26 protein-coding genes are annotated in these 25,577 nt (G+C 71.5%); 7 read left to right on the top strand and 19 right to left on the bottom strand.

The features are described 5' to 3' along the window. The first annotated feature begins 327 nt into the window (after window positions 1-327). Window positions 328-1,773, top strand: coding sequence for an NADP-dependent phosphogluconate dehydrogenase (gene gndA, locus ACZ31C_RS31165; RefSeq protein ID WP_396751129.1), 1,446 nt, complete (start codon window positions 328-330; stop codon window positions 1,771-1,773). Window positions 1,774-1,914: 141 nt separating this feature from the next. On the opposite strand, the gene ACZ31C_RS31170 is transcribed toward gndA, so the two are convergent. The 3 genes from ACZ31C_RS31170 to recO form a co-directional block, all read right to left on the bottom strand. After that, complete coding sequence (locus ACZ31C_RS31170) at window positions 1,915-2,097, bottom strand: hypothetical protein (RefSeq protein WP_396698742.1); 183 nt, start codon at window positions 2,095-2,097, stop codon at window positions 1,915-1,917. A 67-nt stretch (window positions 2,098-2,164) separates the two neighbouring features. Then, the gene (locus tag ACZ31C_RS31175; RefSeq protein WP_465798373.1) at window positions 2,165-2,941 is read right to left on the bottom strand and encodes an isoprenyl transferase; all 777 of its coding nucleotides are present in this window, start codon (window positions 2,939-2,941) and stop codon (window positions 2,165-2,167) included. A 77-nt stretch (window positions 2,942-3,018) separates the two neighbouring features. Next, on the bottom strand, window positions 3,019-3,861 hold the full coding sequence (gene recO, locus ACZ31C_RS31180; protein WP_465798331.1) for a DNA repair protein RecO: 843 nt from the start codon (window positions 3,859-3,861) through the stop codon (window positions 3,019-3,021). Window positions 3,862-3,997: 136 nt separating this feature from the next. On the opposite strand from recO, the gene ACZ31C_RS31185 reads away from it, so the two are divergent. Then, entirely contained in the window at window positions 3,998-4,882 is an 885-nt protein-coding gene (locus ACZ31C_RS31185; protein WP_465798332.1) for a DUF4097 family beta strand repeat-containing protein, read from the top strand. On the opposite strand, the gene ACZ31C_RS31190 is transcribed toward ACZ31C_RS31185, so the two are convergent. From ACZ31C_RS31190 to ACZ31C_RS31225, 8 genes are all read right to left on the bottom strand, one after another. Continuing rightward, a complete protein-coding gene (locus ACZ31C_RS31190) occupies window positions 4,869-6,167 on the bottom strand; it encodes an acyltransferase family protein (RefSeq protein ID WP_465798333.1) in 1,299 nt (432 codons plus the stop codon). The two genes, ACZ31C_RS31185 and ACZ31C_RS31190, sit on opposite strands and share 14 nt — an antisense overlap. Before the next feature lie 170 nt (window positions 6,168-6,337). Then, the gene (era, locus tag ACZ31C_RS31195) at window positions 6,338-7,225 is read right to left on the bottom strand and encodes a GTPase Era (RefSeq protein WP_350699776.1); all 888 of its coding nucleotides are present in this window, start codon (window positions 7,223-7,225) and stop codon (window positions 6,338-6,340) included. Between the two features lie 97 nt (window positions 7,226-7,322). After that, complete coding sequence (locus ACZ31C_RS31200) at window positions 7,323-7,700, bottom strand: cytidine deaminase (protein ID WP_465798334.1); 378 nt, start codon at window positions 7,698-7,700, stop codon at window positions 7,323-7,325. Further along, window positions 7,693-9,099 (bottom strand): hemolysin family protein, encoded by a 1,407-nt coding sequence (locus tag ACZ31C_RS31205; protein ID WP_396751118.1) that lies wholly within the window; start codon window positions 9,097-9,099, stop codon window positions 7,693-7,695. Before ACZ31C_RS31205 ends, ACZ31C_RS31200 begins: the two co-directional genes overlap by 8 nt. Next, window positions 9,075-9,548 carry an rRNA maturation RNase YbeY gene (gene ybeY / locus ACZ31C_RS31210; RefSeq protein ID WP_131053820.1) on the bottom strand — a complete coding sequence of 158 codons (474 nt, stop codon included), beginning with the start codon at window positions 9,546-9,548 and terminating at the stop codon, window positions 9,075-9,077. Before ybeY ends, ACZ31C_RS31205 begins: the two co-directional genes overlap by 25 nt. A 15-nt stretch (window positions 9,549-9,563) precedes the next feature. Further along, window positions 9,564-10,622: a PhoH family protein gene (locus ACZ31C_RS31215; protein WP_465798335.1), complete on the bottom strand. Its 1,059-nt coding sequence runs from the start codon at window positions 10,620-10,622 to the stop codon at window positions 9,564-9,566. A gap of 225 nt (window positions 10,623-10,847) precedes the next feature. Continuing rightward, window positions 10,848-12,194 carry a serine hydrolase domain-containing protein gene (locus ACZ31C_RS31220; RefSeq protein ID WP_465798374.1) on the bottom strand — a complete coding sequence of 449 codons (1,347 nt, stop codon included), beginning with the start codon at window positions 12,192-12,194 and terminating at the stop codon, window positions 10,848-10,850. Window positions 12,195-12,223: 29 nt separating this feature from the next. Further along, window positions 12,224-12,586: a histidine triad nucleotide-binding protein gene (locus ACZ31C_RS31225; protein ID WP_465798336.1), complete on the bottom strand. Its 363-nt coding sequence runs from the start codon at window positions 12,584-12,586 to the stop codon at window positions 12,224-12,226. Window positions 12,587-12,678: 92 nt separating this feature from the next. Between ACZ31C_RS31225 and ACZ31C_RS31230 the strand changes: the two genes are divergently transcribed. Further along, entirely contained in the window at window positions 12,679-13,440 is a 762-nt protein-coding gene (locus tag ACZ31C_RS31230) for an SDR family NAD(P)-dependent oxidoreductase (RefSeq protein ID WP_465798337.1), read from the top strand. A 99-nt stretch (window positions 13,441-13,539) separates the two neighbouring features. Here ACZ31C_RS31230 and ACZ31C_RS31235 read toward each other — a convergent pair whose 3' ends face one another. The 3 genes from ACZ31C_RS31235 to hrcA all read right to left on the bottom strand — a co-directional run bounded on the left by ACZ31C_RS31235 (window position 13,540) and on the right by hrcA (window position 16,517). Beyond that, window positions 13,540-14,274 (bottom strand): 16S rRNA (uracil(1498)-N(3))-methyltransferase, encoded by a 735-nt coding sequence (locus ACZ31C_RS31235; RefSeq protein ID WP_396751111.1) that lies wholly within the window; start codon window positions 14,272-14,274, stop codon window positions 13,540-13,542. 1 nt (window position 14,275) lies between these two features. Continuing rightward, window positions 14,276-15,421: a molecular chaperone DnaJ gene (dnaJ, locus tag ACZ31C_RS31240; RefSeq protein WP_131053814.1), complete on the bottom strand. Its 1,146-nt coding sequence runs from the start codon at window positions 15,419-15,421 to the stop codon at window positions 14,276-14,278. A gap of 73 nt (window positions 15,422-15,494) precedes the next feature. Continuing rightward, window positions 15,495-16,517 carry a heat-inducible transcriptional repressor HrcA gene (hrcA, locus tag ACZ31C_RS31245; protein WP_131053813.1) on the bottom strand — a complete coding sequence of 341 codons (1,023 nt, stop codon included), beginning with the start codon at window positions 16,515-16,517 and terminating at the stop codon, window positions 15,495-15,497. A gap of 210 nt (window positions 16,518-16,727) precedes the next feature. Here hrcA and ACZ31C_RS31250 point away from each other — a divergent pair, with 210 nt between their 5' ends. Then, a complete protein-coding gene (locus ACZ31C_RS31250; RefSeq protein ID WP_465798338.1) occupies window positions 16,728-17,360 on the top strand; it encodes a DUF4870 domain-containing protein in 633 nt (210 codons plus the stop codon). 15 nt (window positions 17,361-17,375) lie between these two features. Here ACZ31C_RS31250 and hemW read toward each other — a convergent pair whose 3' ends face one another. Further along, window positions 17,376-18,599: a radical SAM family heme chaperone HemW gene (gene hemW, locus ACZ31C_RS31255; protein ID WP_465798339.1), complete on the bottom strand. Its 1,224-nt coding sequence runs from the start codon at window positions 18,597-18,599 to the stop codon at window positions 17,376-17,378. Window positions 18,600-18,619: 20 nt separating this feature from the next. Between hemW and ACZ31C_RS31260 the strand changes: the two genes are divergently transcribed. The 3 genes from ACZ31C_RS31260 to ACZ31C_RS31270 all read left to right on the top strand — a co-directional run bounded on the left by ACZ31C_RS31260 (window position 18,620) and on the right by ACZ31C_RS31270 (window position 21,502). After that, the gene (locus ACZ31C_RS31260) at window positions 18,620-19,408 is read left to right on the top strand and encodes an enoyl-CoA hydratase-related protein (RefSeq protein ID WP_465798340.1); all 789 of its coding nucleotides are present in this window, start codon (window positions 18,620-18,622) and stop codon (window positions 19,406-19,408) included. Window positions 19,409-19,519: 111 nt separating this feature from the next. Then, entirely contained in the window at window positions 19,520-20,377 is an 858-nt protein-coding gene (locus tag ACZ31C_RS31265; protein WP_465798341.1) for a hypothetical protein, read from the top strand. A gap of 219 nt (window positions 20,378-20,596) precedes the next feature. Beyond that, the gene (locus ACZ31C_RS31270) at window positions 20,597-21,502 is read left to right on the top strand and encodes a phytanoyl-CoA dioxygenase family protein (protein WP_350699757.1); all 906 of its coding nucleotides are present in this window, start codon (window positions 20,597-20,599) and stop codon (window positions 21,500-21,502) included. Between the two features lie 151 nt (window positions 21,503-21,653). Here ACZ31C_RS31270 and ACZ31C_RS31275 read toward each other — a convergent pair whose 3' ends face one another. The 4 genes from ACZ31C_RS31275 to ACZ31C_RS31290 are packed head-to-tail and all read right to left on the bottom strand — an operon-like array spanning window position 21,654 to window position 25,524. Next, window positions 21,654-22,298: an MOSC domain-containing protein gene (locus tag ACZ31C_RS31275; protein WP_465798342.1), complete on the bottom strand. Its 645-nt coding sequence runs from the start codon at window positions 22,296-22,298 to the stop codon at window positions 21,654-21,656. Between the two features lie 21 nt (window positions 22,299-22,319). Next, window positions 22,320-23,201: a carbohydrate ABC transporter permease gene (locus ACZ31C_RS31280; RefSeq protein ID WP_465798375.1), complete on the bottom strand. Its 882-nt coding sequence runs from the start codon at window positions 23,199-23,201 to the stop codon at window positions 22,320-22,322. Between the two features lie 53 nt (window positions 23,202-23,254). Further along, window positions 23,255-24,241 carry a carbohydrate ABC transporter permease gene (locus tag ACZ31C_RS31285; protein WP_465798343.1) on the bottom strand — a complete coding sequence of 329 codons (987 nt, stop codon included), beginning with the start codon at window positions 24,239-24,241 and terminating at the stop codon, window positions 23,255-23,257. Further along, the gene (locus tag ACZ31C_RS31290) at window positions 24,238-25,524 is read right to left on the bottom strand and encodes a sugar ABC transporter substrate-binding protein (protein ID WP_465798344.1); all 1,287 of its coding nucleotides are present in this window, start codon (window positions 25,522-25,524) and stop codon (window positions 24,238-24,240) included. The genes ACZ31C_RS31285 and ACZ31C_RS31290 overlap by 4 nt, the downstream gene beginning before the upstream one ends. Window positions 25,525-25,577 lie beyond the last annotated feature (53 nt).

A 25,577-nucleotide genomic window follows, 5' to 3' on the forward strand; every position in this document is an offset into this window, starting at 1 on the left:
CGGCGGTCGGGCGGGATCAGCGGAAGCTCGCTCCGGAGCGGCCACGGAGAACGTCGCGACAACGGCGACGAGGAGGACGCGCGGACACCCGGGAGCGACGGGTCCACGGCCACAGGGGCGGCGGACCGGCTCGATGAAGCGGGTGTCAGTAGCGCATGCCCGCACGCTATCCGGCCGGTACGAGGAACGCATCCGAATTATCGACGCCCCCGGTGGCGTGCGCTACGCGACCACCTGATGACCAGCGGTGGGGGGACGGCGCGGTCCCGGGGCCGGCCGCGATACCGTCGCAGCACTACAGGTAGACGGCGGAAGGTGGCGACGAGGATGGCGGATCGGGCTACGGCGCAGATCGGTGTGACCGGGCTGGCGGTGATGGGCCGCAACCTGGCCCGGAACCTGGCTCGCAACGGGTTCACCGTGGCGTTGCACAACCGCTCGCCGGAACGGACCCGGTCGCTGGTGGCCGAGCACGGCGACGAGGGCACGTTCGTCCCGACGGAGTCCCTGGCGGACTTCGTCGCCGCGCTGGAGCGCCCCCGTGCGGTGATCATCATGGTCAAGGCGGGCGGTCCCACCGACGCGGTGATCGACGAGTTGGTGCCGCTGCTCGAAGAGGGCGACATCATCATCGACTGCGGCAACGCGCACTTCGCCGACACCCGCCGCCGGGAGGAGGCGCTGCGGACCAAGGGTCTGCACTTCGTCGGCACCGGCGTCTCCGGTGGCGAGGAGGGCGCCCTCTGGGGGCCGAGCATCATGCCGGGCGGGTCGGCCGAGTCGTACCGCAAGCTCGGGCCGATCTTCGAGAAGATCGCCGCGCAGGTCGACGGCGAGCCCTGCTGCGAGCACGTGGGGCCGGACGGTGCCGGGCACTTCGTGAAGATGGTCCACAACGGCATCGAGTACGCCGACATGCAGCTCATCGCCGAGGCGTACGACCTGCTGCGGGCTGGTCTGGGCGCGACCCCGTCGGAGCTCGCGGAGATCTTCCGGGAGTGGAACTCCGGTGAGCTGGAGTCCTTCCTGATCGAGATCACCGCCGACGTGCTGGCGCACACCGACGCCGCCACCGGCGAGGCGTTCGTGGACGTGGTGCAGGACCGGGCCGAGCAGAAGGGCACCGGCCGGTGGACCGTCCAGATCGCCCTCGACCTGGGCATCCCGATCACCGGCATCGCCGAGGCGACGTTCGCCCGGTCGCTCTCCGGTCACGTCGACCAGCGCGAGGCCGCGGTGCGGGCGTTCCCGGACTCTGGGGAGAAGTGGCAGGTCGCCGACCGCGAGGCGTTCATCGAGGACGTACGCCGGGCGCTGCTCGCCTCCAAGATCGTGGCGTACGCGCAGGGCTTCGACCAGATCCGGGCCGGCAGCGCCGAGTACGACTGGAACATCGACCTCGGCGGCACGGCGAAGATCTGGCGGGGCGGCTGCATCATCCGGGCCCGCTTCCTGGACCGGATCAAGCAGGCGTACGACGAGCAGCCTGAGCTGCCCACGCTGCTGGTGGCGCCGTGGTTCGCGGACACCGTGCGTGACGGTGTGCCGAGCTGGCGGCGGGTGGTGGCCGAGGCGGCCCGGGTCGGCGTGCCGGCACCCGCGTTCGCCTCGTCGCTGGCCTACTTCGACGCGCTGCGCGCGCAGCGGCTCCCGGCCGCGCTCATCCAGGGCCTGCGGGACAACTTCGGGGCGCACACCTACCGCCGTGTCGACCGCGACGGTTCCTTCCACACCCTGTGGGCCACCCCCGACCGCGCCGAGACCCCGGCCTGACCTCCTTCGCGCCGTCTTCGGCGTTAGGAAGGGTCCCCTGCTATACACCAGGCGTTAGCAGGGGACCCCTCCTTACACGCACGCCCGCACGCACGACACCGCCCCTGGCTCCACGTGGAGCCAGGGGCGGTGTCGTGTACGTCAGAAGAAGCGGCGACGTCGGGCCTTCTGCGGACGGATCAAGTCCGCTCCCTGCGTGAGCAGGCGACTGGCCCGGGACGGGCCCCGCCGGGATTCCATCGAGTGGCTGAGCCGGCGGGCACCGGCGGCCGCCAACGGAACCGCAACGGCCATCACCGCCCACTGGGCAACACGCTTGCGCATCATGTGGGTTCACCTCCGTCAGTGGCTGCTGACGACACTGATACCCAGTCCGACCGGTCGCTAAGCGTCACACGGTCGGGGCCACCGGGTTGGGCAGCGCGCCGCCGAAGCGGCGGTCCCGCTGGGCGTACAGCTCGCAGGCGTACCAGAGGTGGCGGCGGTCGAAGTCGGGCCAGAGCGTGTCCAGGAAGACCAGCTCCGCGTACGCGCTCTGCCAGAGCATGAAGTTCGAGGTGCGCTGCTCGCCGGAGGGTCGCAGGAACAGGTCCACCTCGGGCACCTCGGGATGGTAGAGATAGCGCTCGATGGTCTTCTCATTGACCTTGCCCGGGTCCAGCCGGCCCGCGGCCACGTCCCGGGCGATCGCGGCGGCCGCGTCGGCGATCTCCGCCTGCCCGCCGTAGTTGACGCAGAACTGGAGCGTCAGCGTCGAGTTCTCCCGGGACATCTCCTCGGCGGTCTGCAACTCGGAGATGACGCTCTTCCACAGCCGCCCGGACCGGCCCGACCAGACCACCCGGACCCCGAGGTCGACGAGTTGGTCCCGGCGGCGGCGGATGACGTCCCGGTTGAAGCCCATCAGGAAGCGCACCTCGTCCGGCGAGCGCCGCCAGTTCTCGGTGGAGAAGGCGTACGCCGACAGGTAGGGGATGCCCAGCTCGATGGCGCCCTCGACGGTGTCGAAGAGGGAGAACTCCCCCGCCTCGTGGCCCTTGGTGCGGGGCAGCCCGCGCTCCTTGGCCCAGCGGCCGTTGCCGTCCATCACCACGGCGACGTGCCGGGGCACCGCCTCCGACGGCAGCGTCGGAGGTCGGGCGCCCGACGGGTGCGGCGTCGGCGGCACCGGCGCGCGCCGGACGGCCCTGGTGGATCGGATCACTCGGCTCTCCCTGCTCGACTCCATCGACGCCCGGTCGGGCGTCAGCCCTCGCCGGCCGGGTCGCGCGGCGGGGCCGCCCCGGCGCGTCCGCCACCGGGTCGGACCGTGCCGGTGGCCGGGCCGCCCCGGTCCACCAGCGGCAGCGAGCGTAGCGCGCGCTCCAGGTGCCACTGCAGGTGCGCCGCGACCAGGCCGCTGCACTCCCGGCGTACGCCGGTCTCGGTGGCGTCGGCGATCCGCCAGTCACCGGTGGTCAGGGCGGACATCAGGTCGATGGTGGCCGGTGCGGGATGGGCCGCGCCGGGCGGGCGGCAGTCCGGGCAGACCGCGCCTCCGGCCGGTACGGAGAAGGCCCGGTGCTGCCCGGGGGTGCCGCAGACCGCGCAGGCGGTCAGTGCCGGTGCCCAACCGGCCAGCGCCATCCCGCGCAGCAGATACGCGTCGAGCACCAGCGTCGTCGCGTGGCTGCCCTCGGCCAGTGCCTTCAGCGCGCCCAGGGTGAGCTGGAACAGCCGCAGCGACGGCTCCCGCTCCACCGGGGTGAGGCGTTCGGCGGTCTCGGCGATGGCGCTGGCCGCCGTGTAGCGGGGGTAGTCACCGAGGAACCGCTTGCCGTACAGGTCGATCCCCTCGACCTGGCTGACGCTGTGCAGCGAACTGCCCAGCTCGCCCTTGGGGTCACCGGCGAGTTGCAGGTCGACGTGGCCGAAGGGCTCCAGCCGGGCACCGAACTTCGAGGTGGTGCGGCGTACCCCTCGGGCGACCGCGCGCAGCCGGCCGTGCCGCCGGGTGAGCAGGGTGATGATCCGGTCCGACTCGCCGAGTTTCTGCACACGCAGCACCACCGCGTCGTCGCGGTAGAGCTGTCGGCGGTACCCGGCCATCGCGTCATTCTCCCTCCCCGCTCCCTCCCGCTCGGAGTGCGGGTCTGCACCGGGTCGGATCTCAGGGTTCGCTCGGGGTAGGCGGGCCGTCTTACCCCGATGTGCGCCGGGCGGCACCGGACGTAGCGTGCTCGACATGGCTCTGCACCCGACCACCCCGGCGCGCCGGACCGCCACGCCACACCCGGCCGCCACCTCCCGCCGGATCGCCTCCACCCGCCGGGGCGGCTCCACCCGTCGGGGCAGCACCGCCCGCCGAGGATTCGTGGCGGCGGTCGCGGCCACCGCCCTGATCGTCCTCGCCGGGTGTGACAACCTCTCCTTCGGCCGGCTGGACTTCGACAACACCGAGTCCACCCGGATCACCGCGATCCGGCTCCTGCCCGGCGCCGGTGACGTGGTGGTCCGCGCCGACGGCGGAGTGGACGGCGTCCGCATCAAGCGCGTGGTGCGCTACCAGGGCAACCAGCCGCGCACGTCGTACGAGATCACCGGCACGGAACTGGTGCTGGACACCTCCTGCGGCAACCGGTGCAGCGTCTCCTACGAGGTCACCACCGGCGAGGGGGTCAGTGTGCGGGGCGAGACCGGCTCCGGCGAGGTCGACCTGAGCCGGGTCGGCACGGTAGAGGTCACCGTCGGCTCCGGCGACGTCCGGGTGGCCGGCGCCGCCGGCCCGGTCCGGGTGGAGACCGGCTCCGGCAACATCGAGGTGTACGACGTGACCGAGCCGGTGGTGCTACGCAGCGGCTCCGGCAACATCACCGCGAACCGGCTCGGTGGCGAGGTGGACGCGGAGGCCCGGTCCGGCAACGTCACCGTGGAGCTGAACCGACCCGCCCCCGCCCGCGCGCACGCGTCCAGCGGTCACGTCGAGTTGACCGTGCCGGCCGGCGCCTACCAGGTGTTCTCGACGGTCGGTTCGGGCTCGGCCGACCTCGGCGTACCGCACGACCCCACCGCGAAGCTCGTGCTCGACGTCGCGACCGGTAGCGGCGACCTCGCCGTCACGTCCCGCTGACGTCGCCGCTGCGCCCTCGCTGCTCCGGGACGGACTCCTCCCGCCGCTGGGCGACCCGACCGGCGGCGCGGCCGGCGCCGACCGGCTCCTCCCCGCCGGTCCGGCCGCCATCGGTCGGCACCTCCCCGCCGGATCCGGGACGGCCGCCATCGGCCGGTCTGTCCCCACCGGGTCCCGGACGCCCGCGATCGATCCGCAGCATCTCGCCATCGGGTCCCGGACGCCCGTCCGGGATCAGGCCGCCCACCGGCCGACGTGGTGCGGCCTGCGGACGGGCCGACGGCGGACGCCCACCGGGGATCAGCTCCGGCGGGCGCTGCGCCGCCACGTCCTCGACCCAGCCGAACGCGGCGGTCACCACGCCCACCAGGGCGAAGACCAACACCACCCGGATGGCCTGACCCAGCAGGTTCTGGTGCGACCAGCCGACCACGTCCACCAGCGGCGTGAGTGCGACCACGAAGGCCATGTGCCAGAGATAGACGGTCAGCGCCCGCCGGTTCAGCACGGTGACCGCGCGCCCGATCAGCTCGTTGCGGTCCACCCAGGCGGCGGCCGACGGTGCCCGGCCGAGCGCTACCAGGATGAACGCGGCCGACCAGAGGGCGTTGCCGAGCGGGATGTCGTTCAGGTCGTAGCCGCGCGGACCCGGATTGGCCAGGATCCAGGCGCCGCCGGTCGCCGCGAGCGTCAGGACGACCGGCACCAGCACCCGGTTCGTCATCCGGCGCAGCATGCCCGCCTGGTGGGCGAAGCCCAGCAGCCACGCGCCGAAGTAGAGGCCGAACTCGCGCAGCACGCCGTGCGGGTTCTGATAGATGCCGAACTCGATGGAGATCAGCAGGAAGTAGGGGGCGAGCAGGGTGGGCAGCGGGAACCGCCGGAACAGCCAGATGGCGATCGGCGAGGCGAGCACGAACCAGAGGTAGTCCCGTAGGTACCAGATCGGGCTCAGCGCCAGCGCCCCCCAGTAGTTCGCCGGTGGGTCGACGACCGGGAACAGCCAGAACAACACCTTCGGGGTCAGCGGCAGCCCGGTGAGCAGCATCGCCGGTACGAAGATGGCGGCGACCACCCAGAGCGACGGAAGCAGTCGCCGCAGCCGCCGCCCCACCGCCGACGGGCCGACCCGGTACAACGTGGCGGCCATCAGCGACCCGGCCATCGCGAACATCACCGACATCGCCGGGAACAGCACGGTCAGCGACGCCCAGCCGGTGACGTGGTAGACGACGACCCGCACGATGGCCAGTGCACGCAACAGGTCAAGGTAACGGTTTCGCATCAGCCTGCATCTATGTCCGGGGGCAGAGGCATACCCTCCCTACCCTCCGATGCGCGCCGCGGAAACGACCAACTACCCAGCGGTATAGTGAAACTTCCCATATGCCTGACCGGTACCGATCAGACACTCAGGCGCTCGTCGTCCATTTCGTCCGGTACGCGTCGGAGCCGTCAGAAACCGAGCTTGCGCAACTGCTTCGGATCGCGCTGCCAGTCCTTGGCCACCCGGACGTGCAGGTCGAGATAGATCTTGGTGCCCAACAGCTCCTCGATCTGCCGCCGCGCGGCGGTGCCCACCGCCTTGAGTCGCGCGCCCCGATGCCCGATCACGATCGCCTTCTGGCTCGACCGCTCGACGTACACGTCGGCGTAGATCTTCATCAGGCGGCCCTCGGGGATCATCTCCTCGACCACCACGGCGATGGAGTGCGGCAGCTCGTCGCGTACGCCCTCCAGCGCCGCCTCCCGGATCAGCTCGGCGACCAGCACCTGCTCCGGGTCGTCGGTGAGCATGTCGTCCGGATAGAGCTGCGGAGACTCGGGGAGATAACCCGTCATCACCTCGACCAGGGTGTCCACCTGGTGCCCGGAGACCGCGCTGACCGGCACCACCTCCGCGAACTCGCCCAGCTCACTGACGGCCAGCAGTTGCTCGGCCAGCCGCTTCTTGTCGACCAGGTCGGTCTTGGTGACCACCGCCAGCACGGTCGCCTTCAGCTCGGCCAGCTCCCCGGTGATGAACCGGTCACCACGACCGACCGGCTCGTCGGCCGGGATGCACAGGCCGATCACGTCGACCTCGCTCCAGGTCTGCCGCACCAGGTCGTTGAGCCGCTCCCCGAGCAACGTACGCGGCCGGTGCAGGCCCGGCGTGTCGACCAGCACCAACTGCGAGTCCGGCCGGTGCAGCACCGCGCGGATGACGTGTCGGGTGGTCTGCGGCTTGTTCGAGGTGATGGCGATCTTCTGGCCGACGATCGCGTTGGTCAGCGTGGACTTGCCGGCGTTCGGCCGCCCCACGAAACAGGCGAACCCGGCCCGATAGTCCCGCTCGCTCATGCCGGCACTCCGCTACGCTCCGCGCCGCCATGAGGCACCACCACACTGCACCTGATGATTCGCTCACTCCGCTCGCTCATGCCGGCACTCCGCTCGCTCATGCGGTCACCGTGCCGAGGACCGTGCCGTCGGGAGCAGCGAGGTGGACCGGGGCGTCGGCGGCCAGATCACGTACGGCCGCGTAGCCGGCGCCGTCCAGGGTGGACGCCTCGGTCACCACCACGGCGGCCTCCAGCCGGGTGGCACCCGCCGCAGCCGCCGAGGCGACCGCCAACTGGAGCGCGGTGATGGTCAGCGAGGGCAACGACACGCTCGCCGCCGCGTACGTGCGACCGTCCTGGTCCCGGACGGCCGCGCCCTCCACGGCACCCACCCGACCCCGGGCACCCCGGGCGAGGATGACCAGCTTGCCGTCCTCGGCGCTCAGTTCGGCCTCGGCGGGCAGGGCGGCCGGTACGGCGGGTGACTCAGGCATCGGCGGGTAGCCTCTCCTCGGATCGGTCGGTGTCGCCCCGGGAGGCCGTCGCCTCGCCACCCGGGTTCTCCTGCGTGTCGGACGGCTCGACCCGGTGCACCAGCACCGTGTCGATCCGGTTGCGGCGGCCGGTGGTGCCCTCGGCGATCAGCCGCAGGCCGGACACCTCCGCCTCGGCGCCGGGGATCGGCACCCGGCCGAGGGACTGGGCGAGCAGACCGCCCACCGTCTCGACCTCGTCGTGTGGCAGCTCGGTGTCGAACAGCTCGCCGAGCGCCTCCACCGGCAGCCGGGCGGTGACCCGCACCGCGCCGTCCGGCAACTGCTCGATCGGCGGGCGCTCGACGTCGTACTCGTCGGTGATCTCACCGACGATCTCTTCGAGGATGTCCTCGATGGTGACCAGACCACCGGTGCCGCCGTACTCGTCGACCACGATGACCAGGTGGTTGCGGGCGGCCTGCATCTCGGAGAGCAGGTCGTCGACGGGCTTGGACTCCGGCACGAAGGTCGCCGGCCGCATCAGCTCGGCCACCGGGAGCTGCGCGTCCTCGGCGGCCCCGCCCTGGGTACGCCGGATCAGGTCCTTGAGATAGAGGATGCCGAGCACGTCGTCGACGCTCTCGCCGATCACCGGGATCCGGGAGAAGCCGGAGCGCAGGAACAACGCGAGCGCCTGGGACAGGTTCTTGCCCGACTCGATCCACACCATCTCGGTACGCGGCACCATCACCTCGCGGGCGATGGTGTCACCGAGGGCGAAGACCGAGTGGATCATCTGCCGTTCGCCGTGCTCCACCACACCCCGCTGCTCGGCGAGGTCGACCAGTTCGCGCAGCTCGACCTGGGTGGCGAACGGTCCCTCGCGGAAGCCGCGCCCGGGCGTCACCGCGTTGCCGATCAGGATCAGCAGCGACGCGAGCGGGTTGAGCACCCGGCCCAGCCAGCGCACCAGCGGCGCGGCCGAGCGGCCCACCGCGTACGCGTGCTGCCGGCCGAGGGTACGCGGACCGACGCCGACCACCACGAAGCTGACCACGGTCATCGCCCCGGCGGTGATCAGTGCCGCCCGCCAGCCCGCGCCGAAGGTGTCCACCGCGACCAGCGCCACCAGCGTGGTGGCGGTCAGCTCGGCGAGCAGCCGGAGCAGCAGCAGGAGGTTCAGGTGACGGACCACGTCACCGGCGACCGCCTGGAGCGTACGGGCTCCCCGGGCTCCGTCGCGGGCCAGTTCGGCGGCGCGGGCCGGGGAGACCGCGGCCAGGGCCGCCTCGGTCATCGCGATCAGGCCGGCGAGCACCACCAGCCCGGCCGCGAAGACGAGCAGTTGCAGATCGGGTAGGCCGGTGGCGGGCGCGGCCAGCACAGTGTCCATCACCGGGAGCGGGTCGACCGCCAACTGGACAGCAGCCGGGCCTGGAGCCCGAACATCTCCCGCTCCTCCTCCGGCTCCGCGTGGTCGTAGCCGAGCAGGTGCAGCACGCCGTGCACGGTGAGCAGGTGCAGCTCGTCGGCGGCGCCGTGCCCGGCGGTCGCGGCCTGTTTCGCCGCCACCTCCGGGCAGAGCACGATGTCACCGAGCAGGGCCGGCTCGCCACCGGCGGCGGCGTTCTCCCCCGGCCCGTGGTCGACGCTGCCCTCGTCCATGGGGAACGCGAGCACATCGGTGGGACCGTCGCCGCCCATCCAGCGATGGTTCAGCTCGGTCATGTAGTCGATGTCGACCAGCAGCACGGAGAGCTCGGCGAGGGGGTTGACCCCCATCTCGTCGAGCGCGTGCCGGGCGACGGCGAGTACGGCGTCGGTGTCGACCTCGACACCGGACTCGTTGGCGATCTCGATGGACAACTGTCTTCCCTCGGTCTAGCGGCGCCGGCCGGCGCGGTTGCCCTGGGCAGTGCGCCCGGCCACCGCGTGCACGCCCTGGGCCTGCTGGTTCTCGCGCTCGGCGTCCCACCGGGCGTACGCGTCGACGATCTCACCGACCAGTCGGTGCCGCACCACGTCGGCGCTGGAGAGCTGCGCGAAGTGCACGTCCTGGACGCCTTCCAGGATCTCCCGGACCACGCGCAGCCCGCTGGTCGTCCCGCCGGGCAGGTCCACCTGGGTGACGTCACCGGTCACCACGATCTTGGAGCCGAATCCGAGTCGGGTGAGGAACATCTTCATCTGCTCGGGCGTGGTGTTCTGCGCCTCGTCGAGAATGATGAACGCGTCGTTGAGCGTTCTACCTCTCATGTATGCCAGCGGGGCGACCTCGATGGTGCCCGCCGCCATCAGCTTCGGGATGGTCTCCGGGTCCAGCATGTCGTGCAGCGCGTCGTAGAGCGGACGCAGGTAGGGGTCGATCTTCTCGTTGAGCGTGCCGGGCAGGAAGCCCAGCCGCTCCCCCGCCTCGACCGCCGGTCGGGTCAGGATGATCCGGTTGACCTGCTTGGCCTGCAACGCCTGGACCGCCTTCGCCATGGCGAGGTAGGTCTTGCCGGTGCCGGCCGGGCCGATGCCGAAGACGATGGTGTGCCCGTCGATCGCGTCGACGTAGCGCTTCTGCCCGAGCGTCTTGGGACGGATGGTCCGCCCGCGCCGGGACAGGATGTTGAGCGTCAGGACCTCTGCGGGCCGCTCCGCGCCGCCCTGTTCGAGCATGCCGACGGTACGCCGGACGGCGTCTGTGGTCAGGGTCTCGCCTTTCTCGATCAGTTCGAGGAGTTCGCTGAAGATCCGCTCGGCGAGAGCGTTGTCGGCGGGGGCACCGGTGATCGTGATTTCGTTGCCGCGTACGTGCACGTCACTGTTCACGGAGCGCTCGACCAGTCGCAGGATCTCGTCACCCGCGCCGAGCAGGTTGACCATGATCTTCGAGTCGGGGACCGTGATCTTGGTCTGCACCCTGGGCGGGCCGGGAGGTGGGGTGCCGGTCATAGGTCGGGCCGAGGGGCCCTGCGCCACCTGCTCTCGATCTCGGCGCCGGGCCTGCTGCCACGGCGTGCGGATGTTGGCTCCATCGTATCGGTTCAACGGCGCGGACACGCCGCCCATTTCCCCCGGCAACGGCCGGGCGTGGCCCCTCGGTGCGCCTGCTCACACGGGCGACGGCGAGCGACCGCCGCGCCATCCGACGACTGGTGCACAAGTAGACAAAACTCCTCAGCTTCCGGCCCGGAAGTCGTACCTGTCGAAGGTCTCCTGCCGTCGGGTGAACCGGTAGGTCGCCCAGTGCATCCGGACCACCTCGCCGACGGAGTCCCGGGTCAGCCGGAGCAGTTCGCCGACCTCCCGGCCGGAGACCGTCCGGAACACGTCCGGCTGCTCCGGCACCGGCGCGAAGACCGCCGGCGGCTTCTCCGACGGGTCACCGGCACCCCGGGCCTGCAGGGCACCGTCGTGCCAGCCGAAGACGTACTCGAAACCCTCGCCCCACCAGCGACCGAGCAGCCCGCGCAGGTGCTCCGGAGCCGGTGTGCCCGGCTGCCACGGCACGATGTCGGCCGGGTCGTGCTCGACCGAGGCGGCGAGCAGCCGGTGCGGCAGCTCCAGCACGTCCACGGCGGTACCGGAGGAACCCAGCACGGCGGCGCCGAACGCGGCGGGAGCGTCCTCGCCGCCCCGCCGGCCGTACACCCCGGCGAGGAACCCGGGCATCGCGCCGTCGTGCCCGACGTGCACCACCCGCTGGCCCTGCGGCAGCAGGAGCAGGCCCAGGCCGAAACCGCCGGACCACGACGTCTCGTCGGTGACCGTCACCGGCCAGCGCATCTGTTCGAGCGTGGCCGGCGCGAGCACCGCGCCGGTCGGATCCAACGCCACCGGATCGGCCAGGAAGGCCGCCCAGCGGGCCATGTCACCGGCGGTGCTCCACAGCTGCGCGGCGGGGCCGACCGCGCCGAAGTCGGTCGGCGGCTCCGGACGCGCCTCGTCGGAGTACGCGTCGACCAGGAACCCGGTCGCCGCGCGGGGCCCCGGGTCGACCGTGGTCGCGGTCAGCCCCAGCGGGACGAGTACCCGCTCGGTCAGCACCTCGGCCCAGGTCCCGCCCCGCACCTGGCCGACCAGCCGACCGAGCAGGGCCATCCCCAGGTTCGAGTAGTGGTAGCGACGGCCCGGCGGCAGCACCCGCTCCGCCCGGGCCAACTCGGCGACCAGCCGGTCGGCGTCCGGTGCCCGCAACGTGTCCCAGACGTCGCCGTACGGCTCCCGTTGCAGGCCGGCGGTGTGCGACAGCAACCGACGCACGGTCAGCTCGCCGTGGGCCGGCAGGTCCAGATGCCGGTCCAGCGGATCGTCCAGGTCGAGCAGGCCGTCGTCGCGGCACTGGAGGGCGAGCACGGCGGTGAAGGTCTTGGTCACCGACCCGATGCGGAACCGGGTGTCCGCGTCCAGCGCGGTGTCGTTGCCGGTGCCGCCGACCGCGCAGGTCCACAGCGGGCGGTCGGCCCGGTGCACCGCCGCCGCCAGGGCCGGCACCCGTCCCCGTGCCTGGACCTGCCGCACCATCCGGTCGAGCCGACCGGTGGCGGCTGTGGTCACGCCACGCTCCGGGCCAGCATCGGCCCGAGCGGCGCACCGCCCAACAGGTGCGCGTGCACGTGGAAGACCTCCTGGCCGCCGTACGCCCCGGTGTTGAACATCAGCCGGAAGCCGTCCCCGAGCAGCCCCTCGTCCTCGGCCACCGCGGCGGCCGTGGCCAGCACCTCACCGGCCAGCGCCGGGTCGCCGGCGGCCAGGGTGGCCACGTCGGCGTAGTGCTCCTTGGGAACGATCAGGACGTGCACCGGCGCCTTCGGGTCGATGTCGCGGAAGGCGAGCGTGGTGGGGGTCTCACGGACCACGGTGGCCGGGATCTCCCCGGCGACGATCCGGCAGAACAGGCAGTCAGGAGTACTCACCGGGGCAGTGTAAGGAAGGGTCCCCTGCTAACGCCTCGTGTATAGGAAGGGTCCCTTCCTCACATCCGGGCGGGTGCGGCAGGATGGCGCGCATGGCAGGGCGGGCGGTACTGGTCACGGGTGGTTCACGCGGCATCGGGCGGGCGGTGGTCACGGCGTTCGCCGCCTCCGGCGACCGGGTGGCGATCCACCACCGCGACTCGGCGGAACTGGCCGAGGCGTTGCGGGCCGAGCTTCCCGGCGACGGCCATCTGGTGGTCCGCGCCGACCTGGCCGACCCCGACGCGGTACGGGCGATGGTGGACGAGGCGGCGGAACGACTCGGCGGGCTCGACGTACTCGTCAACAACGCCGGGGTGTTCGGCCCGGCCGATCCACCGCACCCGGTCTTCGAGAGCAGCTACGAGCAGTGGCAGCGACGGTGGCGCGAGGTCCTCGACACCAACCTGCTCGGCGCCGCCAACGCCGCCTGGTGCGCGGCCCAGCACATGCGCTCGGGCGGTGGGCGCATCGTCAACGTCTCGTCGCGTGGCGCGTTCCGGGGCGAGCCCGCCAACCCGGCGTACGGCGCCAGCAAGGCCGGGCTCAACGCGATGGCCCAGTCGCTCGCGGTGGCGCTGGCGCCGTACGGCATCGCGGTCGCCACGGTCGCGCCCGGTTTCGTGGCGACCGACATGACCAACGAGCACCTGAAGTCGCCGCGCGGCGACGCGGTCCGGGCACAGAGCCCGTTCGACCGGGTGGCCCGCCCCGAGGAAATCGCGGCGGCGGTGCACTGGTTGGCCAGCCCCGAGGCGGAGTGGGCCTCTGGCACCATCGTGGACCTCAACGGCGCCTCCTACCTGCGCACCTAGAGATCCCCGGCCGGAGAGTGCCGCGTCCGACCACAAACCGTTGCGTCCGTTGAAGCAGAGCAAAGGGGCCGAGGCGCATACCCCCGGCCGGTTTGACGGTCACCAGCGCAGCAGGCGGGTGGCGAGTACGGCCAGGGCGGCCACCCCGGCCGTGGAGGTACGCAGCACCGACGGGCCGAGTCGGACCGGCTGCGCGCCGGCCTCCTGGAAGGAGGTCAGCTCGGCCGGGCCGATGCCGCCTTCCGGGCCGACCACCAGCACGATCTCGCCCCGGTCGGGCAGCTCGACGGTGGTCAGCCGGTCGCTCGCCTCCTCGTGCAGCACGTAGCCGGCGGCGGCACCGGCGATCCGGCGGGCCACCGACGCGCTTGACTCGTCCGGGGCGCCGGCCACCACCGGCAGCCACGCCCGGCGGGCCTGCTTGGCCGCCTCCCGGGCGGTCGCCACCCACTTGCCCCGGGCGCGTACGCCTCGTTCGCCGCGCCACTGCACCACCGAGCGGGACGCCGCCCAGGGCACGATCTCGTCCACGCCCGTCTCGGTCATCGCCTGCACGGCCAACTCGCCCCGGTCACCCTTGGCGATGCCCTGCACCACCACCAGTCGCGGGTTCGCCGCGTCGACGTACCCGCGACCGGTGATGTCCAGGTCGAGCGTGCCTCGGCCGACGGCGGTGACCACGGCGTCGGCGGTGCCGCCCCGACCGTCGGCGAGCAGCAGTTCCTCGCCGACCCGGAGCCGCTGCACGGTGGCCGCGTGATGGCCCTCCGGCCCGTCGAGCACCGTCGAGTCGCCCGTGGGCAGCGACTCGACCAGGAAGAGCGGTGCGGACACCTCAGGCGTGACCGTTGAAGGCGTCGCGCATCCGGGAGAAGAAGCCGCCCTGCTTGCTGAGCTCGGCGACCTCCTCGCCCCGGGTCACGGCGAACTCCCGCAGCATCCGCTCCTGGTCGGCGTCGAGCTTGGTCGGGGTACGCACGTCGAGGTGGACGTAGAGGTCGCCCCGACCGGCACCGCGCAGGTGCGGTACGCCCCGGGCCCGTAGCCGCAGCGTGCTGCCCGGCTGGGTGCCCGGTTTGACGTCGACCGGCTCCTCACTGTCCAGCGTCTTGATGGTCAGCCGGGTGCCGAGCGCGGCGGCGGTCATCGGCACGGTGACCCGGCAGTGCAGGTCGTCGCCCTTGCGGGAGAAGACGTCGTGCGGCCGCTCGTGGATCTCCACGTACAGGTCACCGGCGGTGCCGCCGCCCGGGCCGACCTCGCCCTGCTGCGCCAGGCGGATCCGCATCCCGTCCTCGACGCCGGCCGGGATCTTCACGGTCAGCGAGCGGCGGGTCCGGACCCGGCCGTCACCGGCACAGGTCGGGCAGGGGTGCGGGATGGTGGTGCCGTAGCCCTGGCAGACCGTGCACGGTCGGGCGGAGACCACCTGGCCGAGGAAGGTGCGCTGCACCGACTGCACCTCGCCCCGGCCACCACACGCCTCGCAGGTGGCCAGGTGGGTGCCGGCCGCCGTGCCGGCCCCGGTGCAGGTGGTGCAGAGCACCGCGGTGTCGACCGTGATCGGGGCCTCGACCCCGAAGGCGGTCTCCTGCAGGTCGAGTTCCAGCCGCAGGATCGCGTCGGCCCCGGGCCGGGTACGCGGTCGCGGGCCACGCCCGGCGCCGGTGGCCCCGCCGAAGAAGGCGTCCATGATGTCCTGGAAGCCGACGAAGGGTCCGGCGCCACCGGGGCCGCCCGGTCCACCGGCACCGCCGCCGCCCGGGGCGAGCGGATCGCCACCGAGATCGACGATCTGCCGTTTCCGGTCGTCGGACAACACCTCGTACGCGGCGTTGATGTCCTTGAACTTCTCCTGGGCCTCCGGGTCCGGATTCACGTCCGGGTGGAACTGGCGCGCCAGCTTGCGGTAGGCGCGCTTGATCTCGTCGTCGGAGGCCCCTCGGCTCACGCCGAGAATGCCGTAGTAGTCCCTGGCCACTGGGTTCCGTGTCCTCGTGTTCGTCTCGCGTTACGCCGGTCGGTGGCGGCAGCCTGCCGTCGGCCCTGACTGGTCAGTTCTGGGCCAGCAGCTCGCCCACGTAGCGTGCCACGGCCCTCACCGTGGCGATTGTTCCGGGGTAGTCCATCCGGGTCGGTCCCAGCACGCCCATCCCCCCGACGATGGTCGCGCCCGGGCCGTATCCGGTGCTGACCACGGACGCCGCCCGCAGGTTGTCGATCTGGTTCTCGTCGCCGATGCGGACCCGCAGCGTGCTCGGTTCGACCTCGCCGATGAGCTTGAGCAGCACCACCTCCTCCTCGAGCGCTTCGAGGATGGGGCGCAGCGACCCCTGGAAGTCGAGCAGGCCACCCCGGGCCAGGTTGGCGGTGCCGGCCAGGGCGAGCCGCTCCTCGTGCCGTTCGACGAGGGTCTCCAGCAGGACGGTGGAGAGCGTGGTCATGGCCGCCCGCAGGTGCGGTGCGCACTCGTCGATGAGTGTCTGCACCAGCGGTGGCGTGTCGGACAGGCGGGTGCCGACCAGCTTCTCGTTGACCAGTCGGCGCAGGTCCAGGACGTCGTCGGCGGGGACCGGCGCGGGCAGTTCGACAAGCCGCTGCTCCACCCGGCCGGTGTCGGCGATCATCACCAGCGTCAGCCGGGTGGTGGAGATCGGCACGAGTTCCAGGTGCCGGACGGTGGAGCGGGCCAGGCTCGGGTACTGCACCACGGCGACCTGGCGGGTCAGTTGCGCGAGCAGGCGTACGGTCCGGTGCACCACGTCGTCGAGGTCCACCGCGCCGACCAGGAACCGTTCGATCGCCCGGCGTTCGGCCGGGCTGAGCGGCTTGACCCGACTGAGCCGGTCGACGAAGAGGCGGTAGCCGCGATCGGTGGGCACCCGTCCGGCACTGGTGTGCGGCTGGCGGATGTAGCCCTCCTCCTCCAGCACGGCCATGTCGTTGCGTACGGTGGCCGGGGACACACCGAGTTGGTGCCGTTCCACGAGCGCCTTGCTGCCGACCGGCTCCTGGGTGGCGACGTAGTCCTCGACGATCGCCCGGAGCACGGCGAGTTTCCGGTCGTCGAGACCCATCCTCCCACCTCCTGTCGCAGGTCAGCCCGGAGCGCCCAGAGTGCCAGAGGAACACTCTGGCACTCGACTGTAGCGAGTGCCAGTCTACGTCGGGGTTCCCGTGCCCGCGATGATCAAGTCGTCCCGGTGGTGGCGGAAACCGGCCGACGGGTTGACACGCCCCGGTGTCGCTATGGTGCGTCCGTTGCCGCTGGCACCTACCGTGACCACATGACTGAACCACCTCGTCCTCCAGGGTCCGGCGACGACCCCACTTCCCCACTGTCGGGCTCCTCCGGCCAGCCCGGCTATCCCCCGCCCGGCGACTATCCGCCGCCCACCGGCGACCAGCCCCCGCCGCCCGGTGGTTACGGCCCGCCCGGTGACTATCCGCCGTCAGGTGGCTACCCGCCGCCGGGTGGCTATCCCCCGCCGGGCGAGTACCCGCCGGGTGGCGCACCCGGTGTCGGGTACCCGACGGGTGGTTACGGTCCTCCCGGCGGCGGCTACGCCAACAACGAGGACAAGACCTGGACGCTGATCGCCCACTTCGGTGGCCCGCTCGGGGTGATCGTGGGTGGGGGTCTGCTGGGCTGGGTCGCACCGCTGATCGCGATGATGACCCGAGGCCAGCAGAGCCCGGTGGTCCGGGCACACTCGGTGGCCGCCGTGAACTTCCAGATCACCTGGGCGATCGCCGGGTTGCTCAGTTGGGTGCTCACCGCGATCACCTGCGGCCTGCTCTTCTTCGTGCCTTTCCTGGTCTGGATCGTGCCGGTGATCTTCGGCATCATCGCCGGGGTCAAGGCCAACGAGGGCGCCCTCTACCGCTACCCGATGACCTACGCCTTCGTGAAGCGCTGACCTCGGAGGCGCTTGTCAGGGCAGCAGGTCACGCACCACGGCGTCGGCGAGCAGCCGGCCGCGCACCGTGAGGACGGCGCGGCCGGCCGCGTGGGCCGGCGCGGCGAGCAGGCCCTGCGCCACCGCCCGTGCGGCGGCCGCCCGACCGGCCTCGTCGAGGACGTCCAGCGGCAGCCCGGACGCGAGCCGCAGCCGGAGCATGACGTCCTCCATGTGTGCCTCGCCGTCGGTGAGCACCTCCCGGGCCATCCCGGGAGACTCACCGGCGGCGAGCCGGCTCGCGTACTCGCGGGGGTGCTTCACGTTCCACCAGCGCACGCCACCGACGTGGCTGTGCGCGCCCGGGCCGAGGCCCCACCAGTCGCCGCCGGTCCAGTACAGCAGGTTGTGCCGGCACCGGGCGGCCGGTGTCCGCGCCCAGTTGGACACCTCGTACCAGGAGAAACCGGCCGCGTCGAGAGCGGCCTCGGCGGCCAGGTAACGCTCCGCGGCGACGTCGTCGTCCGGGTACGGCAGCTCGCCGCGTCGCATCCGCGCGGCCAGCCGGGTGCCGTCCTCGACGATCAGGGCGTACGCGCTGACGTGGTCGACGCCCGCCGCCACCACCTGGGCCAGCGACTCGGCGAAGTCCTCCGTCCGCTCCCCCGGCGTCCCATAGATCAGGTCCAGGTTGACGTGCGCGAACCCGGCGTCGCGCGCCTCCAGTGCGGCGGCCGGTGCGCGACCGGCCCGGTGCCGGCGGTCGAGCACGGCGAGCACCCCGGGCGTGGCCGACTGCATGCCGAGCGAGATCCGGGTGTAGCCGGCTGCCCGCAGTTCCTTGAGCGAGACCGGATCGACCGACTCCGGGTTGGCCTCGGTGGTCACCTCGGCGTCGGCGGCCAGCCCCCAGGTGCGGTCGATCGCGTCGAGGATGCGGGCCAGGTCGTCGGCGGGCAGCAGGGTGGGGGTGCCGCCGCCGACGAAAACGGTCTCCACCCGGCCCGGCGGCGTCTCGCCCAGCACCCGCGCGGCGAGTGCCAGCTCGGCGAGCACCGTGTCGGCGTACCCCTCCCGACTCGCGCCGCCGCCCAACTCGTCGGCGGTGTACGTGTTGAAGTCGCAGTAACCGCAGCGGCTGGCGCAGAACGGCACGTGCACGTACACGCCGAAGCCCTGGTGCCCGACGCGGGCGCGGGCGGAGGCGGGCAGCGACCCGTCGGCGGGTACGGGTTCGCCTGCTGGAAGGAGGCCGGGCATGGCCACTAGTGTGCCCTCACATGACCTCTCCCGACGCGTTCGTGCGGGTCGCCACGGCCCACGGGGTGACCACCCTCACCCTGGACAGCCCGCACAACCGCAACGCGCTCTCCACCCCGTTGATGACCGAACTGCTGGCCGGGCTGGCTGCCGCGGTCGACGACGACGCGGTCCGGGTGATCGTGCTGGACCACACCGGCCCGGTCTTCTGTTCCGGGGCGGACCTGAAGGAGACGGCGGCGGCGTACGCCAGCGGCACCGTGCCCGCCGGGATGCTCGGTGACGTGCTCGCGGCGGTCCGGGAGTGCCCGAAGCCGGTGCTGGCCCGGGTGGCCGGTCCGGCACGGGCCGGCGGCCTGGGCCTGATCGCCGCGGCCGACCTGGCGGTCTGCGCGGCGGAGGCCACCTTCGCCTTCACCGAGGTCCGGATCGGGGTGATCCCGGCGGTGATCTCGGCGACGGTGCTGCCCCGGCTGCTCCCTCGGGCCGCCGCCGAGCTGTACCTGACCGGCGACACCTTCGACGGCCGACGGGCCGCCGAGATCGGCCTGGTCACCACGGCGGTGCCCGGCGACGAGCTGGACGCCACGGTCGGGCGCTACCTCGACTCGCTGGTGCGTGGCGCCCCGACGGCGCTGGCCGGTGCGAAGGACCTGCTGCGCCGCCCGGCCGGCACCGACCTGCGCGCCGAGCTGGCGGAGCTGTCCGCGCTCTCCACCGGCTACTTCCTGTCCGGCGACGGCATCGAGGGGGTCACCGCGTTCCGGGAGAAGCGCCCGCCCCGATGGGTCGCCGAACTCGACAGGTGAGGAAGGGCCGCCCCGGGGAACCTCATCAGGCACCGACGACGGGGGAAACCGGTCGGAGCGCTCGTACCGGTCGACGCGGGACGTACGCTTGGCGGACCTTGATACCGGGAGGTGTGGGTGCGGACTCGGGCAGTCGTGACGGGTTTCGTGGTCCTCGTGCTGATCGCCGTGATCGGGATCGTCCTCGGTCTGCGGCAGGTCGGTGAGCAGTTGCGGCTGCCGTTCGCCGGCCGGGCGTGCACGGTGCAGGCCGACGGTGAGGTGACGCTGGACTCGCAGCAGATGGCCAACGCGGCGACGATCGCGGCGATCGGTGCCCAGCGCAAGATGCCGGAGCGGGCGGTGGTGGTGGCGCTGGCCACCGCGTACCAGGAGTCCGGGCTGCGCAATCTGGCCGGCGGCGACCGCGACTCGGTGGGGCTGTTCCAGCAGCGGCCGAGCCAGGGCTGGGGCACACCCGAGCAGATCGGCGACCCCCGGTACGCGTCCCGGAAGTTCTACGCGGCGCTGAAGAAGGTGCGCGGCTGGGAGGACATGCGGGTCACCGACGCCGCCCAGAAGGTGCAGCGCTCCGCCTTCCCGGAGGCGTACGAGAAGTGGGCCGACGAGTCGGAGGTGCTGACCCGGGCGCTGCTCGGCGACGCCACCACGGCGGTCACCTGCACGGTGGGGGGCGATCCGGCGCTGCGCGGCGCGGCGGCGATCGCGAAGCTGGCCGAGGGGCTGACGCTCGACTGGGGGCTGAGCGACTTCGTGGAGAGCCCCGTCGGGCTGACCACGTCCGCCGACGGCGAGCGCGCCGGCTGGCGGTACGCCCACTGGATGGTCTCGCACGCCAAGGAGCACGGGGTGAAGCGGGTCACCTTCGACGGCCGGGAGTGGACCGCCAAGCGCGGCACCTGGAAGCGACTGCCGGAGCAGGACCGAAGCGACTCCCAGGTCTTCGCCGAGGTCCACGCCGACGTCTGAAAGACCTCGATCTCCTTACCCGCAGTCACCGCGAAAACCGGCTATCCGCCCTTATCCCCCGCCTGTTGCGATCATTCGTGACTCTCCGCAGTTGATCCGCCGCCGTCGGTCGCGATGGCGACGTGAAGGCCCCGGGGCACTCCCCGGGGCGTGTCGACGAGAGTTACGATCGGCGGCCTGTGCCCGAAATTGGTTTCACCTCTTGGGGAGGGGTACGACGTGGCATTCGACTACGGCGACCGGACCGGCTACGAACCGATCAGCGACGTCGATCGCAAGGAGTTCCACGAGCAGGGCTTCCTCCTGCTGCGCAACGTCCTGACCGAGGACCACCGGGCCGCTCTCGAGGCCGCGGTCGACCGGGTGTACGAGGAGGAGAAGGCCAAGGGCAAGACCACCAAGGACGGCACCCTGCACCTGCTCGGCTTCCTCGAGCGCGACGAGCTCTTCGGTGAACTGCTCACCCACCCGATCGCCTTCCCGTACATGTGGGGTCTGGCCGGGTGGAACATCTACTCGCACCACAACCACCTCGACGTCACCCCGCCGGCGCTGGAGCCGGAGAAGCCGTACTGGGGGTGGCACCAGGACGGGTACCGGCAGAACTCCGACCCGGAGACGATGGACCCGAACCTGCCTCGGCCGATGTTCTCGCTGAAGGTCGCCTACGTGCTCTCCGACCTGTCGGAGAACGGTCGCGGCGCGACCAAGGTGATCCCGGGCAGCCACCTGTGGAACTCGCTGCCCCGTCCGGCGGACACCACGGTGCACAACCCGGACCCGGAGGGCACCGTCGAGATCACCGCCAACCCGGGTGACGCGTTCATCTTCGACCGCCGCCAGTGGCACTCGCGGTCGACGAACCTGTCGACGATCACCCGCAAGATGCTCTTCGTGGGCTACACCTACCGGTGGATCCGCCCGCTGGACGAGCTGCACATCGACCAGAACGGCGAGTGGTGGAACAACCGCACGCCGGTGCAGCGCCAGCTCTGCGGTGAGGGCACCCACACCGCGAACTACTGGGGCATCAACTGGGACGGCTACATCGACGACGAGATCCCGCTGCGCAAGGAGCTCAAGGAGCGCGGTCAGCTCAACCGCAACATCCCCTGGCTCCGCTGACCTGATGTAAGGAAGGGTCCCCTGCTAACGCCTGGTGCATAGCAGGGGACCCTTCCTAACATCCAGCCGCACCGCAGCACGTCCGGCGCGCTCCGCAGCGCGTTCGGCCGCACCGCAAGCGCGTTCGGCGCGCAGCGGCGCTCGGCGGCGGTCAGCCGGTGGGCGTACGCAGGCGTCGGTGCACCTTGGCACGGGTCGACTCGGGCAGGTCGTCGGCGTCCAGCAGCCGGGGCAGCAGCGCGGGCTCCAGGCTCAGCGCCCGGAACACCTCACCGATGGTCACCCCGTGCGCCGGCCGGTCCACCACCTCGACCGGGTCGCCGGCACCCACCGTCCCGGCCCGCAGCACCCGCAGGTACGCCCCGGGCGCCGCGCATACGGTGAACCGCTTGATCAGGTCCGGTACGCCCCAGAACCCGGCGAACGTCCGGCAGGGCGTACGCGGCTTGGTCACCTGCAACAGCGCGGACCCGATCGCCCACCGCTCCCCGATCACCGCGTCGGTCACGTCCACCCCGAGCGTGCTCAGGTTCTCGCCGAAGCGCCCCGGCGGCACGTCCCGCCCCAACTCCGCCGCCCACCACTGCGCGTCCTCCGTGGCGTACGCGTACACCGCCTGGTCGGGACCACCGTGGTGGGCCCGTTCGCCGATGAAGTCACCGACGACCTCGTCGGCGCGTACGGTCACCCGCTCGGCGGCCGGCCGCTTGTCGATGCCGCTGCGTCCGCTGGCGTCACCGGCCCAGGCCGCCTCGGTGACCACCGCGAGGTTCACCGAGATCAGTTTCCCCGTCATACCGGCCAGCCTACGACCGGCTCATCCCTTGACCGCGCCGGCCACCAGGCCGGAGACCATCCGCCGCTGCACCAACAGGAAGAAGATGATCACCGGCAGGGTGAACAGCGTGGAGGCGGCCATCACCGGCCCCCAGGCGGTCTCGTCGCGCCCGAAGAAGAAGGTCATCGCCACCGGCAAGGTGTAGCGGTCCTGCCGGTTGATGAAGGTCAACGCGAAGATCAGCTCGTTCCACGCGACGATGAAGGAGAAGATGCTGGTCGCGACCAGGCCCGGCGCCACCAGCGGGAACAGGATCCGGCGGAAGATCTGCGCCCGGTTGGCGCCGTCGATCGCCGCGGCCTCCTCCAGTTCCTTGGGTACGGCGGCGACGAACCCGCGCAGCATCCAGATCGCGAAGGGCAGCGAGAAGCCCAGGTAGGTGAGGATCAGGCTGGGCAGGGTGTTGTAGAGGCCGAGCCGCTGGATCATCAGGAACAGCGGGATGACCAGCGCCTCCAGCGGGATCATCTGCACCACCAGCAGCATGATCAGGAAGCTGGTCCGGAGGGTGAAGCGGAACCGGGCCACGGCGGTGGCGGCGAGCAGGGCCACCAGGCCGCTCAGCAGCACCGTGGCCACCACGACCAGCAGGCTGTTGAGGAAGAAGTCGGTGTAGCTGACCCCGGGGATCAGGTTCCCGGTAAGGATCTGGCGGTAGTGCGCCAGCGTCGGCTCGGCCGGCAGCGGGCGCGGCGTGCTGGCGAAGATCTCACTGCTCGGCTTGAGCGAGGTGGTGATCATCCAGTAGACCGGGAAGGCGGCGAAGATCGCCACCAGCAGGCCGGCGCCGTTGAGGGCGATCCGCCGGACGGTACGGCTGCGCCGCCCACCGCCTCGGCTCCGCCGGCCGACAGCGGTCAGACGCGGCTCGGCGTCCTGCGGGGTACGCCCGGCGGCGGGTGCCGTGTCGGCCGTCACGCCTCCTCCTCCTGCTTGAGCACCATCCGCACGTACACCCCGGTGACGACCAGCAGGATCAGCGTGAGAATCACCGCGACCGCCGCGCCGAGGCCGTACTTGGGCGGGGGTGAGAACGCCTCGGCGTACGAGTAGACGGAGAGCATGAAGGTCGGTCGGTCCTGGGTGCCCCCGGCGAGCACGTAGTACTGGGTGAAGACCTTGAAGTCCCAGATCGTGGAGAGCGCCACCAGGATGCCGAAGACCGGCCGCAGCAACGGCACGGTGACCTGCCAGAACACCCGCCACGGCCCGGCACCGTCGACCCGGGCCGCCTCGTGCAGCTCGCTCGGCACGCTCTTGAGCCCGGCCAGCACGCTGACCGCCACGAACGGGAAGGAGTGCCAGACCACCACCAGCGTGAGGATCGCGAAGAACAGCAGCGGGGAGTTGAACCAGCCGTACCCGGTCCAGTCGGTGCGGCCGAAGAGCGCCTGCGAGAGCCCGTCCGGCAGCGCGTTGAAGGCCCAGGTGACCAGCCCGCTGGTGTCGTTGAAGATCCATTTCCAGACGATGGTGCCGGTCAGCGCGGGGGTGGCCCAGGCGAGCATCACGCAACTGGCCACGAACGCCGCCATCCGTCGGCCCAACCGGTTGAGCAGCAGCCCGACCAGGGTGCCGAGGACCATCGTCAGCGCCACGTTGGCCGCGGCGAAGAGCACCGTGTTGCGCAGCACGGTCCAGAAGAACGGATCGCCCAGGATCTGGGCGTAGTTGCCCAGCCCGACCCAGGGCCAGTCCCGGTCGCCGCGCAACTGGCGGACGTTGTCCAGCCGGTGGAAGGACATCACCACCACCTGACCGAGCGGCCAGAGCAGCAGGACGCCGATGATCACCAGGCAGGGCAGCAACAGCAGGTACGGCAGGCGGTCCACTCGGCGGCGCCGCCGCACAGGGGTCTCCCGTGCGGCAGCGGCCTCCGGCGTCTCGGTCAGCGTGGTCACTTGGCGTTGAGGATGCTTTCCATCTCCGCGGCCGCTTCGGCGGTGGCCTGTTCGACCGTCTTCTGACCCTTCATGACCGAGCTGTTCATCGCCTGGGTCACCGTCTTGGTCCGGCTGACCTCGACCCACCTGGGGGTGAGCGGCGTGAGCTTGGTGTTCTGCATCGTGGTCGCGAACGCCGCCATGATCTTGTCATTCGCGTACCGGTCGCCGCCCACCAGGTCGGAGTAGACCGGGAAGAAGCCGAGGCTGTCCGCGAACTCCTGGGCGTTCTTCTTGTTCAGCAGGACGGCAAGGTAGTCCCAGGCGAGGTCCTGACGCTGACTGTCCTGCCAGACGGCGAGGTCGGAGCCACCGGCGAAGGCGGGTGCGGGCCGGCCGTCCGGGCTCGGGATGGGGAAGGTGCCCCAGACCTTCTCGATCTCCGGGTTGTCCTTGGCGATCGCGCCCTGCTGCCAGCTCCCGGCGAAGGCCATCGCCGCCTTGCCGGTGGCGAACTGGGTCCGCGCGTCGATCTCGTTCCACCCGGCGGCAGCCGGCGGGGCGACCTTGTGCACGGTCACCAGGTCGGTCCAGAACTTCACCGCCTGCTGCGCCTGCGGCGAGGTCAGGCCGGAGGTCCAGGTGTCGCCCTGCTGGGTGGCGATCTCACCGCCGGCGCCCCACAGGAACGAATAGAACGGCAGCTCGGAGTTGCCGGGCAGGGCGATGCCGTACGTGCCGGGCTTGACGGCCTGCACCGCCTTGGCCGCCGCCACCAGCTCGTCCCAGGTCTTCGGCGGTTGCACGCCGGCCTCGGCGAACCAGTCGGTGCGGTAGTAGATGCCCCGGACTCCGGCGTACCACGGCACGCCGTACTGCCGTCCGTCGAGCTGGGCGTTGCGCACCAGGTCGGGCAGGATGTCCTTGCCCTCGGCCCAGCCGTTCATCCGGTCGGTCACGTCGGCGAGGGCCTCCTGCGCCGCCCAGCCCTGCGTCTCGGTGTTGCCCAGCTCGGTGATGTCGGGGCCTTCGCCACCGGCGAGCGCGGCCTGGAACTTCTTGGGCGCCTCCAGCCAGGGGACGTACTGCACGACCACGTCGGTGTCCGGGTGCTTGGTGCGGAACTCGGTCTCCACGGCGTCGAGGAACGCGGTCTGCGCCTCGCTGCCCTCGCCCATCATCCAGACCGTCAGTCTGCTGGTGTCTGCCGCGTCGTCACCGGAGCCACCGCAGCCGGCCAGCACCATCGCGGTCGTGGCCACCACGGCGGTGACCGGGACCAGCCGTTTCCACCTGTTCACGCGACTCCCCTCCCGCCTGGCATTAACCTTCTCCGTCGCACCCTAGTACGAAG

It is taken from the genome of Micromonospora sp. NPDC023869 (assembly GCF_055559695.1).